The 13,877-nt window shown below is 53.2% G+C and carries 13 protein-coding genes; 8 read left to right on the forward strand and 5 right to left on the reverse strand.

Annotation, left to right across the window (positions count from 1 at the left end; translation table 11 throughout):
* Nucleotides 1-36: 36 nt before the first annotated feature.
* A complete protein-coding gene (gene recJ / locus DHf2319_RS06950; RefSeq protein WP_369810165.1) occupies nt 37-1,758 on the reverse strand; it encodes a single-stranded-DNA-specific exonuclease RecJ in 1,722 nt (573 codons plus the stop codon).
* Nucleotides 1,740-2,666: a hypothetical protein gene (locus DHf2319_RS06955; protein ID WP_243477408.1), complete on the reverse strand. Its 927-nt coding sequence runs from the start codon at nt 2,664-2,666 to the stop codon at nt 1,740-1,742. The genes recJ and DHf2319_RS06955 overlap by 19 nt, the downstream gene beginning before the upstream one ends.
* Before the next feature lie 150 nt (nt 2,667-2,816).
* On the opposite strand from DHf2319_RS06955, the gene DHf2319_RS06960 reads away from it, so the two are divergent.
* From DHf2319_RS06960 to greB, 7 genes are all read left to right on the forward strand, one after another.
* On the forward strand, nt 2,817-4,094 hold the full coding sequence (locus DHf2319_RS06960) for a lipoprotein-releasing ABC transporter permease subunit (RefSeq protein WP_243480046.1): 1,278 nt from the start codon (nt 2,817-2,819) through the stop codon (nt 4,092-4,094).
* Nucleotides 4,087-4,815 carry an ABC transporter ATP-binding protein gene (locus DHf2319_RS06965; RefSeq protein ID WP_243477409.1) on the forward strand — a complete coding sequence of 243 codons (729 nt, stop codon included), beginning with the start codon at nt 4,087-4,089 and terminating at the stop codon, nt 4,813-4,815. The genes DHf2319_RS06960 and DHf2319_RS06965 overlap by 8 nt, the downstream gene beginning before the upstream one ends.
* Nucleotides 4,799-5,611: a TatD family hydrolase gene (locus DHf2319_RS06970; RefSeq protein WP_243477410.1), complete on the forward strand. Its 813-nt coding sequence runs from the start codon at nt 4,799-4,801 to the stop codon at nt 5,609-5,611. The genes DHf2319_RS06965 and DHf2319_RS06970 overlap by 17 nt, the downstream gene beginning before the upstream one ends.
* A gap of 125 nt (nt 5,612-5,736) precedes the next feature.
* Complete coding sequence (locus DHf2319_RS06975; protein ID WP_243477411.1) at nt 5,737-8,127, forward strand: DNA internalization-related competence protein ComEC/Rec2; 2,391 nt, start codon at nt 5,737-5,739, stop codon at nt 8,125-8,127.
* 26 nt (nt 8,128-8,153) lie between these two features.
* Complete coding sequence (locus DHf2319_RS06980; protein ID WP_369810166.1) at nt 8,154-9,089, forward strand: alpha/beta fold hydrolase; 936 nt, start codon at nt 8,154-8,156, stop codon at nt 9,087-9,089.
* 42 nt (nt 9,090-9,131) lie between these two features.
* Entirely contained in the window at nt 9,132-9,980 is an 849-nt protein-coding gene (locus DHf2319_RS06985) for a PHP domain-containing protein (RefSeq protein WP_243477412.1), read from the forward strand.
* Between the two features lie 6 nt (nt 9,981-9,986).
* Nucleotides 9,987-10,481 carry a transcription elongation factor GreB gene (gene greB / locus DHf2319_RS06990; RefSeq protein ID WP_243477413.1) on the forward strand — a complete coding sequence of 165 codons (495 nt, stop codon included), beginning with the start codon at nt 9,987-9,989 and terminating at the stop codon, nt 10,479-10,481.
* Here the strand turns inward: greB and DHf2319_RS06995 are convergent.
* The 3 genes from DHf2319_RS06995 to DHf2319_RS07005 are packed head-to-tail and all read right to left on the reverse strand — an operon-like array spanning nt 10,469 to nt 12,887.
* Complete coding sequence (locus tag DHf2319_RS06995; protein ID WP_243477414.1) at nt 10,469-11,377, reverse strand: sugar nucleotide-binding protein; 909 nt, start codon at nt 11,375-11,377, stop codon at nt 10,469-10,471. The two genes, greB and DHf2319_RS06995, sit on opposite strands and share 13 nt — an antisense overlap.
* Complete coding sequence (locus tag DHf2319_RS07000) at nt 11,374-12,228, reverse strand: class I SAM-dependent methyltransferase (RefSeq protein WP_243477415.1); 855 nt, start codon at nt 12,226-12,228, stop codon at nt 11,374-11,376. Before DHf2319_RS07000 ends, DHf2319_RS06995 begins: the two co-directional genes overlap by 4 nt.
* Nucleotides 12,229-12,281: 53 nt before the next feature.
* Entirely contained in the window at nt 12,282-12,887 is a 606-nt protein-coding gene (locus DHf2319_RS07005) for a histidine phosphatase family protein (RefSeq protein ID WP_243477416.1), read from the reverse strand.
* A 144-nt stretch (nt 12,888-13,031) separates the two neighbouring features.
* Here DHf2319_RS07005 and DHf2319_RS07010 point away from each other — a divergent pair, with 144 nt between their 5' ends.
* Nucleotides 13,032-13,877 carry an HAD family hydrolase gene (locus DHf2319_RS07010; protein ID WP_243477417.1) on the forward strand — a complete coding sequence of 282 codons (846 nt, stop codon included), beginning with the start codon at nt 13,032-13,034 and terminating at the stop codon, nt 13,875-13,877.

Raw genomic sequence — 13,877 nt, forward strand, 5'->3', positions numbered from 1 at the left:
CATTTTAGCCGAGTTGATCGGTCCCTCAGGCAACCGTTAGGCTCGCTGGGCAGTTTCTATCACCAATTGCAGTGTGATATTGGACTGCCAAATATTCGGGGTAGGGCGATACACCGCCAAGATTCGTTCAGGCAGTGGCTCGTCTCGGTTAAACCAGATCGCATCGAATCGTTGGCGCTCACGCAACAGTGAAAGCTTCATGTGCTTGCCACCGACAAGTCTTTGGTTTTGCACCTCAAATTCATCAAGAAACAAGGGGGCTGGAAATCCGGCACCCCAGACCTGTTCTTGTAGCATCGTGGCGGTTTGCACGTTGGCCCACCCACTCTCTAATGAGCCATCGGTCTCGATCCGGGCGCTAAATTCAGTTTTGCCGGTCATTTCTATGACTGCCTCAGAAAATCCCTGTGCAAATCGCTCCAAACCGTTTTCGGGCAAGGTCAAACCAGCAGCCATCGCATGCCCCCCGAATTTGAGTACCAGGCCCGGGTTCCGTTTGGATACCAAGTCAAACACATCACGTAAGTGAACATCGGGTATCGAGCGCCCTGAACCACGCCACGTTCCGTCACCGGCTGGGGCTAGTGCGACTACTGGGCGCCAGAACTTTTCTTTTAAACGCGACGCGACCAGCCCGACTACGCCTTGATGCCAGTCTGGTTGATAAACACAAATAGCCGCCTGGTTTGTCTGAGTGTTGTCATTGGAATCAAGGCTGTCCATAGACGCCATGGCTTGTTCACGCATGGTGACCTCTATTTGACGGCGTTCCTGATTGATCCGATCTAGTTCACGCGCTAATTCAAGTGCGTGCTGTTCATCATCAGTGCTTAAACACTCTATACCCAGACTCATGTCAGTGAGACGGCCGGCGGCGTTGATACGCGGACCGATCGTGAACCCGAAATCAAACGCACTGGCTTGAGCTGGATCTCTGCCACACACGGCAAACAGAGCGCGTAACCCAGGTTGCATCTGACCTGCTCGAATTCGTTGAATTCCTCTGGTTACCAGTAGCCGATTGTTGGCGTCGAGCTTGACCACATCAGCAATGGTTCCAAGGGCGACTAGATCTACCAAAGCGTCCAATCGGGGTTCAGGTTTGCCCTCGAAATAGCCTCTGGCCCTTAGAGTCGCACGCAGCGCCAAGAGCACATAGAACATCACCCCAACACCCGCTAGATTCTTTGATGGAAAGCCACAGCCTGGTTGATTCGGATTCACAATGGCTAGTGCGGGTGGTAGACGATCACCTGGTAAATGATGGTCTGTGACAATGACGTCAATGCCATGCTCCTTAGCGGCAATGACTCCATCTACGCTGGCAATGCCATTGTCGACCGTCACAATGAGATCAGGTTTGCCAGCATGATGTTTGGTTGCTAGTTCGACGACCTCGGGCGAAAGACCATAGCCTGTTTCGAAGCGATTGGGTACAAGATAGTCAACCCGGGCACCCATGGCGCGCAAGCCCCGCAAACCGACGGCGCAGGCAGTGGCGCCGTCACAGTCATAATCTGCAACGATCAGGAGTTTTTGATGGCTTTCGATGGCATCGGCCAATGCTTCACTGGCCTGTTCGATATGGCTAAGCTGGTTAGGCATGATCAAACCTTGCCAATCGGTGTCGAGTTCAGCGCTGTCGCAAACGCCTCGTGCTGCCATCAGGCGCGCCAAAAGCGGATGAACACCGTGGGTTGTGAGCCGTTGTACCGCATCTTGTGGCACTGGTCTGACAATTAGTTTTGGTTCAGCCACCAATTTCTCCATGAGTCTGACTGCTCTTTGGCGAATAGATTTCGCCACCAGCGTTTGGGCGCGTTCTGTAAACGAACGATACGGTCATCACCCGTTAGCACAATCTCGCGATCTGGCTCTGCTTTTAGCAGTGCCGGCTCTAATTCTTCCCAGGCGTCTAACCAGCCTGACCAGTCACCACGCGAGGCAAACAGACTGAGTGCATCAAGCCAGTGTTGATCTAGCGCCTGGTTTGGCGTAAAGCCTTTGCCACCACCATAAAGCCAAATAGTGTTGATCGCAGGCAGACCCTCGCTCTCTCGTGTCTGGTTGACCGGATGGTTGTGCCACGCCATTTGAATTTCATTAACCCGCTTACGCCAGCTGCGCCACGCATTGTCCGTGGGCCACCAGTCACCGAGATCCTGGCCCATCAAAGCTAGTGGGCTAATCGTCTTACTGCCGCAAGGGAAATCACCATGCACACGCCATAACCCTTGTCCAAGAGGTTCAATCAAAATGCCATCGGCGTCTGGACTAAACAATGATTGGGCAGCATGCTCTAGCGCAACGATATCTTCAGCACGGGCATCTATCAAATCAAGAGGCACGACCGTTGCGCGCTCTTGAGTGATGACGATGCCACATAATTGCGCTACCCAGACGGATTGACCGGAGTGTGTGCTTCGGGCGTGCAGTGGCCCGAGTCCACTGCCGATCGTTGCATTGGATTCGGGCTCATAACCCAATTCCAGAAGCAACAGACCCTCTGCTGGGGTGCAACCTTGATCAGAGACTGGCCAAGGCTGATTCTTGGCGTGCCTGGCGTTAAACAGATGGGCAAGTTTCGGATAGCGAATAGCAAACGGTTCTACCAACGCCGGGCTAGCGTTGGCAGAAGGCAGTGCGTTGGGAATGAAGATGGTCATGCGATTCATTTTAACGGCGGGATCGGCGTCATCGTTCAATCCGAGTTGTGGTAACGTGCCTTCAGATCAGGGAAAATGCACTTGCAATCAGACAAAATGCACTTGCGTTATGTCCTGCCAGAATGGTTTTTAACGGAATCAAGCAGCTGGATGAGTCATTTTTTTGAGTGGTGGGTCGGTCTGCGCTACGCTGGTATAGGCCGGCGAGCAGGGCGCGCATCTGGCCGCGATCGCTTTGTGTCCTTTGTGGCTGCCATGGCGATGGCTGGCATTGCACTTGGCGTGGCTGCCCTGATCGTCGTGCTGTCTGTCATGAATGGTTTTCAGCGAGATGTTCGTGATCGAATGTTGTCGGTCTTGCCTCATATTGAATTGTTCGTGCCAGGCGATGAGCCTCAAGCTGTGCTCGAGCAATTTAACGCGCTGTCTGAGATAGCTCGATCTAATCCCGAGGTCACAGGTGCTGCACCCTTTGTGGCAGCACCCGCCATTTTGATGCGCGGCCAGGCGCTTCGGGGTGTTCAAGTTCGCGGTGTAGAGCCCTCGGCCGAGACCGCTGTTTCAGAGCTTGGTCAGCAGATGGTGGTGGGCAGTCTGTCTGACCTAAAGCCGGGCAAGTATGGTTTGATCGTTGGCCAGACCCTAGCTGATATTCTGAACCTGAGCGCAGGAGACAGCGTGATGCTGCTCGCACCCCAGGGCAGCGTCAGCCCCGCAGGCTTCACACCACGATTAAGGCAGTTCACAATTGTTGGCATTTATCGATCGGGTCATTTTGAGTATGACAGCTCGCTAGTGTTTGCGCAGGCGCAAGATGCGGCCAGGTTATTCAGAGATACGGGAACTGCTGGAGTGCGCTTGCGTGTAACAGATATGCACCAGGCGCCTGAAGTGGCGCTTGAGCTGAGTGCTCAGTTGCCTCGAGGCGTATTTGCAGCAGACTGGTCGCGAAACAATCGAACCTGGTTCGCGGCCGTGCAGACAGAAAAGCGCATGATGTTTTTAATTCTTACACTGATCGTGGCGGTGGCTGCGTTTAACTTGCTATCCTCGCAGGTCATGGCCGTCAAAGACAAGCAATCGGACATTGCGATATTACGTAGCCTTGGCGCAACGCCAGGGGCGATTGCACGGATATTTTTGATTCAAGGCGCTTTAATCGGGATAGTGGGAACGTTTCTGGGCGTATCAGCGGGTGCGTTGCTGGCATATAACGTCGACACCTTAGTGCCAGCGATCGAACGGGCATTGGGCATCCAGTTTCTACCCCAAGAAATTTATTTCATTGCGTCCCTGCCATCTGACCCACGGGTGTCAGATATCACGGTGATTGCGTTGACATCGCTAGTGATGTCTCTACTTGCCACGTTATATCCAAGTTGGCGTGCTTCTAGGCTTGAGCCTGCCCAGGTGTTGCGTCATGATTAACGTGTCATTAACCGCTGGCACGATTGTGCTGCAAGCCCATGGTTTGAGCCGCTACTTTGTGGATGGACAGCGTCAAATCCAGGTACTCAACGGGGTCGATTTGACGATACATGCTGCAGAGATGGTGGCAATTGTAGGTGCTTCGGGCTCGGGCAAAAGTACCTTGCTGCATTGTCTGGGATTGTTGGATCGCCCGGATGCTGGGCAATTGTCGATTGCTGGCAAACCGACGGAAACATTAAATGAAAAGGCGCGTAGTCGCTTGCGCAATGAGTCGCTTGGGTTTGTGTATCAGTTCCATCATTTATTGCCAGAGTTCAACGCCACAGACAACGTGGCCATGCCATTGATTGTTGGTAAAGAGCCTTTAGCCAGTGCTCGTAAAACGGCGCGCCATCTGCTCGAGGCCATGGGTTTAGGTCATCGTCTAGAAAATTATCCTGGTCAACTTTCGGGTGGTGAGCGGCAGCGGGTTGCGCTAGCTCGAGCGTTGGTGACTCGACCGGTCTGTGTGTTGGCAGATGAACCCACCGGCAATCTCGATCGCGAAACAGCCGGCCAAGTGTTTGAGCTCATTGCACGGATACGTGACGATTTCGGGACAGCGGTCGTGCTCGTGACTCATGACCTAAGCCTCGCTGAACGCGCGGATCGTTGCTTGTCAATGGTCAATGGCCGGTTGTTCGAAGGCGGGGTGACGAGTGATGCGGGCATTGTTTGATACCCATTGCCATCTCGATGCCAGTGAGTTTGATGCTGATCGTGATGAGGTGATTGGCCGCGCCGCGACAGTCGGCGTACGGGGCATTCTTATTCCTGCAGTGCAGGCATCAGACTTTGATAAAGTTCGGCGATTGGCCCATGGATTTGCCCAAGGTGCTTATGCCGTTGGTATTCATCCGATGTATGTGCATCAGGCTTCAGACAGTGACCTGCAGAGCCTGAAGGCCTTTTTGCAGGCGCACCGTGATGACCCTCGCTTGGTTGCGGTGGGCGAGATTGGCTTGGACTTTTTTGTTGCTCAGATCAGTCAGGGTGAACAACGCAATCGACAAATCAGGTTTTATCAAGCTCAGCTCGATCTGGCCATGACGATGGGATTGCCGGTTATTTTGCACGTGCGTCGCTCGCAAGACGAGCTGTTAAAGTGGTTGCGTCGTAGACCTTTGATCGGCGGCATTGCTCACGCTTTTAACGGCAGCCTTCAGCAAGCACAGCAATTCATTGATGCCGGATTCGCCCTGGGCGTTGGAGGTGCGTTTACCTTCACACGTGCCAAGCAGATTCGTCGATTGGTGACAACGCTATCATTGTCCAATTTAGTGTTAGAGACCGATTCGCCGGATATGGCACCAGCCTGGCTGGAAAAAGGTTCGCGCAATACACCGTACGAGGTAGCGCAAATTGCTGCAATGCTCGCGCAATTACGTCATGATTCCCTTGATCACGTTTTGCACGAAACGTCGCTTGCTGCCAAGCGCGTGATTCCCAAGCTTGGGCCACTTTGGATGGCATAGTTGGCGTTTGCGCCGCCCCGCGCACTATAACGATCAACGGCAACTCTACGATTGCTATCGGTTTTTACGAATTGAATTTTTGTGTCGGATGAGCCACGCTTGACGGTTTTTTGGTGGCGCACGACATGCACGTTAGCTTGATGGCAGCAGGGTGGCTGCTCGGTATTTGTGTGGCACAACAGTGGCGACAGCTACCCGACCCCAGGATGATCGGCCTTGCACTAGGTGGACTGCTCGTTGTGTCGTTATTGGCATGGCGACGTCAATCATGTCGTCAGTTTCTCTGCCCCATGTTGGCCACATTGATCGCCATGGGCTGGGTAACGTGGCTTGCGCAGGCGAGGCTAAGCGACAGGCTAGCCAATCACGAAGACGATAAAGTTACCCGAGTGTCAGTATTGGTGTCAGATCTACCAACACCGGCAAGCGACGGTGTCCGTTTTACGGGTGTTTTGCTCGACCCCTCACCAAGCGCCTTACCTAAAAAACTCATGGTGTTTTGGCCGGGGGCTTGCGCCGGTCATTGTGTTGACCCGGTCAAGCCGGGTCAACAATGGCGCATGGCCCTGCGCTTCAGACAGCCTCGTTCGAGATTGAATTTCGCAGGCATGGATGGTGAGTCTTGGATGTTTGCCCAAGGCTTACGTGCCACTGCCACGGTCAGGGGTAAGCCGGTTCGCTTGGCCGATGCGACTGGGTGGCAGCCAAGCTTATGGATAGAACAGTTGCGCAACTCAATACGGCAGCGGTTACACCGGTTGCTCGGCAACGCACGTGAGGTCAATGTCATGGTGGCCTTGGCGATTGGTGATCAGCAAGGGGTATCCCGAGAGGATTGGGAAATTTTCAATCTAACGGGTATTACACATCTGGTATCGATTAGTGGGTCACATGTCACGCTAATCGCTGCGCTCGGTGCAACAGTGGTCGCTATAGGCTGGCGCCGTTTTCGTTGGCGCGGTCGATTGTTGACAGAGCGGGTTGCGGTTCGTCTGGTGTTCGTCTGGGCTGCTGGCGTTCTCGCTTTTTTGTACTGTTTATTAGCTGGTTGGGGGGTGCCGGCTCAGCGGACATTTTTTATGCTTGCTGCCGGTGCGCTTAGTCTTAGTGGCCGGATACCCTTGTCTGGTCCGCAGGCGGTACTAGCTGCCGGTACCGCGATGACAGTACTAGATCCTTGGGCAGTGATGTCGACCGGCTTCTGGTTGTCATTTGGAGCCATGGTAATTTTAATTTTCCTGGCTGAACAAGTGGCGGCTTCGTCCCGTGTCGATATCTCACGTTGGGAGATGATCAAGCAAACAGTTATGGTGGCAGCGCGGTTGCAGTGGGTCATGACCCTGGCCATTACACCTGTCACGGTCTACTTGTTTCAGCAATTATCTGTGATTGGTTTATTAGCCAACGCTTGGGCGATACCCTGGATTACGTTTTTAGCCACACCGCTGGCGCTGCTGCTGTCAGCGCTATGCGTCGTCCCGTTACCAGATGCCTGGCTGGCACCCATCGCGTGGCTGGCCCATGCTGCCTTGTATGGATCACTGGCACCCGTGCGCTGGCTGGCAAAGTTCGATGGGCTGGCAATCGAAGCGCGGGCCATCGGTCTGTGGGAACTCGGTCTTGGTATTGTTGGTGTGGCGATGGCACTTTTGCTGCCACCATGGCGTTGCCGAAGGTTGGCTTGGCTGTTGCTGCTTCCTTCGATGACAAGCACGACACCTAGACCGCCGGATGGAGGGTGGCGCTTGACGGCATTGGACATCGGGCAGGGCGGAGCAGTGCTGGTTCAGACAAAATCACACAACCTTTTGTTCGATACTGGCTGGCGCTATGGTGATGTCGATGCGACTGATCGGGTCATTTTGCCGGAATTGCGTGCACTGGGGATTAAACACTTGGACGCTGTCGTCGTATCGCACCCCGATAATGATCATCTAGGCGGGCTAGAACGACTAGAGCAAACACGCTCGATTGGTCAGCTGATTGGATCGGGATTGCAGCGCAAGGATGTACTTGCCTGTCGGACGGGACAGTCTTGGACCGTTGATGGCGTCAGATTCGAGTTCTTACACCCCGACAGTGATTGCAGCAGCAAGGCATTATCTGGCATCGAGCGTAACCGTTGTAGTTGTGTCTTGGCAGTACACGGCAGGTTTCATCGTTTGTTGTTAACAGGTGATATTGATGCTTCAATCGAGCGGGCGTTGTTGACAAGATTAAGTCGCTCATTTGATGTGGTGATGGTCGCTCATCATGGTTCGCACACATCATCAGATCCGACGTGGGTCAGACGTGTAAATGCTAGCCACGCTGTTGCCCAGGCTGGTCAGTACAACCGATTTGGTCATCCGCATGCCGAGGTTGTTCAACGTTGGCAAGCCGCTGGCACTAGAGTTTGGGTCTCTAGTGATGATGGTGCGGTGCGTTTTGATTCGAGTGCCAATGGTCTGGTGGCGCTCAGTGCGCGCCAGCTTCGGCAACGTTACTGGCATACCCCGGTCGGTAGCCTAAAATAGATCCAATTGCAGCAAGGAGTGATAATGTGAGTTCTCCCCGTGTCAAATCGATAGCCTGCGCCAGCCCTGGTGGTTTACATCGCATGGCTTACTACGAATGGGGCGACCCGGATAATTCGGATTTATTGCTCTGCGTACATGGACTTACGCGTACGGGACGTGATTTCGATGTTCTGGCTGAGCATTTGTCCAAACGGTTTCGTGTCGTTTGCCCGGATGTGGTTGGTCGCGGACTATCAGACTGGCTCGTACAACCCTTAAGCTATGCGGTGCCCCAGTATGCGGCTGACATGGTTGCTCTTGTTGCTCGTTTACAGCCCAAGACCTTGTGTTGGGTGGGTACCTCAATGGGCGGCCTGATTGCTTTATCCTACGCGGCGCTGGTCGCTCATGCTAAGGACCCTGATCGTGCGCTGCCACCAGCTAGACGAAACGCTACCATCGGGGAACCTGTCATACCGATCAGTCGTCTGGTGCTCAATGATGTTGGACCCCGGATAGAGGCGTCTTCTCTCACGCGAATTGGTCAATATCTTTCTGAGCCGACGAGTTTTGAGACATTTGAGCAGGCGGTCCAGTATATGAGGCAAACAGCTGCTTCGTTTGGACCGCATTCAGATGTTCAATGGGAGATGCTCACGCGCCATTATTTTGTGCCGTTTAACGGTCGGTGGGTCAAACATTATGATCCCGCTATTGCCGTGGCGTTTGCTGCTGTAACCCAAGATTTGATCACCCAGGGAGAGATGATGCTTTGGCAAGCTTACCAATGCGTCCGTGCTCCTACGCTAATCATGCATGGCGAGCAATCCGATCTGCTTTTGACAGACACGGTACAGGCCATGTTGGCAGCCAACCCGCAGGCACAGGCCCATACGGTCAAAGGGGTAGGCCACGCGCCAAGCCTGATTGTTCAGGATCAGATTGAGGTGGTGAGCGAGTTCTTGTTTACTGATGCTTAAAACCCTGGCTGCACGAGCCAGCAATGTCGAGTGGAGAGTGAGTTGAGCGATTTCTGCCGGCCAGATTTGCATTGTCATTCGCGACAGTCAGATGGCGAACTTGCGCCGGCTGAACTTGCCATGCGAGCACATGCACATGGTGTGGACCTTTGGGCGTTGACTGACCACGATGATGTGTCCGGTGTGGCGCAAGCACGTGAAGCAGCCCAGTCACTAGGCATTGGCTTTGTCGCCGGTGTCGAGATTTCCGTGACTTGGGCCAATCGCACCGTTCATGTGGTGGGTCTGGGCATAGATGAGCAACACCCGGTGCTCGTGCAAGGGCTCTCAAGACTGAGATCTGAGCGTGATGCCAGGGCATTTCTAATTGCCGACAAGTTAGCCCGTGAGGGGTTTGCAGACGCCTATGACGGCGCACTCCAGTACGTCAAGAACCCCACCTTGGTTAGTCGGACTCATTTTGCCAGGTACCTGTATGCGTCTGGATATGTCAGCAGCATGCAGATTGCTTTTGACCGCTATCTGGGTGAACAAGGTTCGGCCTATGTTGCGACGCAGTGGGCAAGCCTACAGGATGCTGTAAGTTGGATTGTGGCAGCCGATGGTGTAGCGGTGATTGCGCACCCCGGTCGTTACAAGTACAGCGAGCTCGAGTTTGATAGCCTATTTAATGAATTTCTTGGGTATGGTGGGCTCGGTATTGAGGTTTGTACAGGTAGTCATCACCCCCATGAAAACGTCCAATATGCCCAAGTGGCCCGCGACTATGGTTTTTTGGCTTCATGTGGTTCAGATTTCCATGGGCCAGCTGAAAGTCGTTGTGATCTCGGTGGCGTACCAGCACTGCCGCGTGACCTAACGCCAGTTTGGCAGTCCTTGTCGATCAACTAGTTTGCGATGAAAGAAGCAGAATCGACAGTTAAAAACTACATGACTCGTAAGGGATATGAGCGTTTGCGAGCCGAGCTCGTTCACCTGATGAACATCGAGCGCCCTGAGGTCGTCCAGACGGTTTCGTGGGCAGCTTCAAATGGAGATCGATCAGAGAACGGCGACTATATCTACGGCAAGAAGCGGTTGCGCGAAATTGATCGGCGCATTCGATTTTTAACTAAACGCCTCGAAATCGCCCACGTGGTGGATCCTTCTGAACAGGCAGGGTTAGATCAGGTTTTTTTCGGGGCGACAGTGACCTACAGCGATCCACAAAACGAATTGGTCACCGTTACCATCGTCGGGGTCGATGAGGTGGATCCGCTTAATGGCAAAATCAGTTGGATTTCACCTGTTGCCAGGGCGCTGATCAAAGCTCGTGAGGGTGATGAAGTAAGGCTGCAAACACCTCAAGGTCCGCAAACGCTGCTTGTGGAGTCTGTGACTTACGACGACTGAGTCGCATCTGGTTGTCCGCGGGCGGCGATGAGAGCCTTGTATCCCAGCATGCTATCTGGCCACTTCAGCTTCAAGCCAGTTGACAGCAGTTTTTGATTCGACAGGCGTTTTTTTCCCATCATGGGCGAAGCGCTGCCAGATTTCGGTTCCGGGGCGCCTAGCATCCGCGCCAGCCCACGATAAAGGTCTGCAAGGGGTATCGGGTGGCTGTCAGTGCCGATAAAAACCCCACTTTGCCTCGACCCTAAAAGGTGCAGAATTGCCCGGGCAGCATCTTCTATGTGGATACGGTTCGCGATAAAGTCTGGGTTGGTGGGTATCGTGGCCGTACCGCTGGCGATTGATGTCAGCAATCCGGTCTTGTTTGGGCCATAGATGCCAGAAAGCCTGAGGATAATCGCGCCAGCCCAGTGTTGCGCCAGCCAGGTCTCCGCTTCGAGCAATATCCTGCCATTAAAGCCGCGTGGTTTAGTCGGGCTAGTCTCGTCAAACTCACCTTTCGTTTGGTTGTCGTATACCGCAGTTGACGAGACAAAGAGCAGTTGTGGCGGTGCATGATGACTTTTTTGTGCTGGGCTTGCTTTCTGAGCCGTCAAATATTGCACGAGATTCCGAAGACCGTCGACATAAGTTGACCGGTACGCACTCTCAAGTCGTTCACTTGGGGCAGCGCAATAGACGACGTGGGTTATCTCTGCAACGTGATCGGTCAGCGCCGCCAGCGATTCAGGCTGACTGAGATCCGCTTGAATCCAGCTGATGTTGCTAGCGTAGACCTTATTCGGAGGATTACGCCGGATCGCAAGCACGGCAGTTTGCTCCCAGCCTGCAGTGGTCAGGCAGGTCTGCGCAAGTGTTTGGCCTAGATCACCAAATCCCGCGATTAAGAGTTTCAAACTTTGATCTCCTGGTGTTTATTTAGGTCCGCTGGCACAAAAAATCTATCGGCCAGGGCCGGTAAGCCAACTCGATCAAGCATTTGCTGTAATTTGAGGGCAGACTTCTGTTGTGGTTTACCTTTGCGCTTGGCAATGATGAGTTCATTTTTAAGGGCGTGTTCCCAGCCAACTAGCTCAGTGACCGTGACCTGATAGCCATGCGCCTCAAGCTGCAGGCAACGAAGGGTATTGGTCAGGTGGCTGCCAAATTCTCGGGTGTGAATCGGTCGTCGCCAGAGCTCAGACAGTGGATCATCGTCGTAAGGTCGTTTGGATTGCCTGAGTGCTGCGGCCACCTCCGCCTGACAGCAGGGCACCACCACAATGTGCTTGGCCTGTTTGGCTAAGCCAAAAGCAATTGCATCATCAGTGGCCGTATCGCAGGCATGCAAAGCCGTGACTATTTCGACCTCGGATGGCAATTCGGGGCTGCACACCGCATCACTGGCATTTAAGGCTAGAAATCTCATCTGTGTGAACGCTGCCTCTTTAGCAAGCGCCTCGGCTTTAAGTACTAGATCTTGACGTCGTTCAATTCCAATAACGCTGGCCTGGGGCGCAAATTGTTTGAAATACAGGTCAACCAGAATAAAGCCAAGATAAGACTTGCCAGCACCATGATCAACGAGCGTGAATGCAGGGTTGTGGTGTTGTGTTTCTTCAAGCAGAGGCTTGATGAACTGAAACAAGTGATTGACTTGCTTGAGCTTGCGTCGACTATCTTGGTTCAATTTGCCATCGCGCGTCAGAATGTGCAGTGCCTTGAGCAAGGCCTCAGACTGACCGGGCAGAAATTCGGTAGTATTCATGCCCCTCATTGTAGTGTTCGGATTGTGCCGTTGTCGTGGTGGGGCGCGACGACTTAAAAACCGGGTGGCAGCGATAGTGTCTCAGTCTTCGCGGGATAAATCCGCCATGGATCGTCGGGGTTACCAGTCAATTCAAGCCATACACCATCACCACTGTTGACCCAGGTGTTGGCGATCGCGCTGACGACTACCTGATGACTACTCATGATGTACGGGCCACCGGCAGGATCTAGCTTTTTTAGGAAAGACTGCAATTCGCGCATCTGCGAAGGACCGGCCGCGCGATTCTGAAAAAATGAGTTCAAGGCTGGTAGTGCTTGAACTTGACCCACATTCATTAGTTCTGCCGTTTCAAACGATCTGCACCACTGGCTAGACCAAACCGCGGTCGGTTTGATCCCTAGCGATTTGAGTTGTCGGCCAATGTCTCTGGCTTGCTCGCGACCTTGGTGGCTCAGGTTACGTTGGGTCGAACAATCATTCAGATCAAAATTGTCTGGGTCACCACCACCTGGTGCATAGGCATGGCGCAACAGCAGAACCAGCGACCTTGTGTCGCTGGCAGCTGCCGGTTTGGGCGTAACCATGGTCACCGCGACCGCGACCACAACCGCGATCCAAAGTAGTCGATCAAGATGTTTAATGAGTGAGTTGGTCATGGCAATGGTGGCCCGAGGCATCGGACCTTTGGGCTTTCATGGCTTGGTGAATCATTACGTTAACTGAAGATCTCCGATTGGCTTGCAACCGTTACACTAGCGTATGGGTATTTCGGACAATCATAAGTCTGTCAGGAGAGCGGGATGTCTGATGTGATAGCGCTGGTGTTTGATTTTGATGACACATTGGCGCCTGATAGCACCTCAGGATTTCTTGAGCATATAGGCGTTGATACGGCCAATTTTTGGGCTCATCACGTCGATCCACTGCTAGGCAATGGCTGGGATCCTGTGCCGGCCTATCTGTATGCCATGATCGAGCTGTCAAAGTCAGGGCAATATGGCAAGATCACTAAAGACTTGCTTTCCAACTGGGGCAGGGCTTTACCGCTTCATTCGGGTGTTCAAAGCCTTTTTGAGCGTTTGAGGCAGCAAGTTCGTGAAGTGCAGCCACAGGTTCAGCTCGAGTTTTACTTGATATCGAGTGGTATTGGTGACGTGGTGCGTCATACACGCGTGGCGCACGAGTTTACTCAGATTTGGGCATCAGAGTTCGTCTATGCTGAAGATGGTGGCATTTCGTTTCCTAAAAGAATAGTCAGCTTTACTGATAAAACGCGCTACCTTTTCCACGTGCAAAAAGGGATCATCGGCGCTGCTTTTGAGAGTCAACCCTTTGAGGTAAACCGTAAAGTACCCGAGGATCGCTTGCGTGTGCCATTTGATCAAATGGTGTTTGTTGGCGATGGATACACCGATATCCCATGCTTTTCTTTGGTGCGCCAGGCGGGCGGTATTGCCTTTGGAGTGTGGGATCCTAAACACCGGGATAAACGCAGCCGTGCCTGGGGCTTTATCGAAGACGGTAGAGTGAACAATCTGAATCAGGCTAGATATGATGAAGACGCCGAGCTTTACCAGTGGCTTGAGGAGGCGGTCATCAGTCTAGCCAAGCGAATTGCGGTCAAGGCGCGCATGTACCGTGGATGA

Source organism: Orrella daihaiensis (assembly GCF_022811525.1).
In the GTDB taxonomy this organism is placed as follows: Bacteria; Pseudomonadota; Gammaproteobacteria; order Burkholderiales; family Burkholderiaceae_B; genus Algicoccus; species Algicoccus daihaiensis.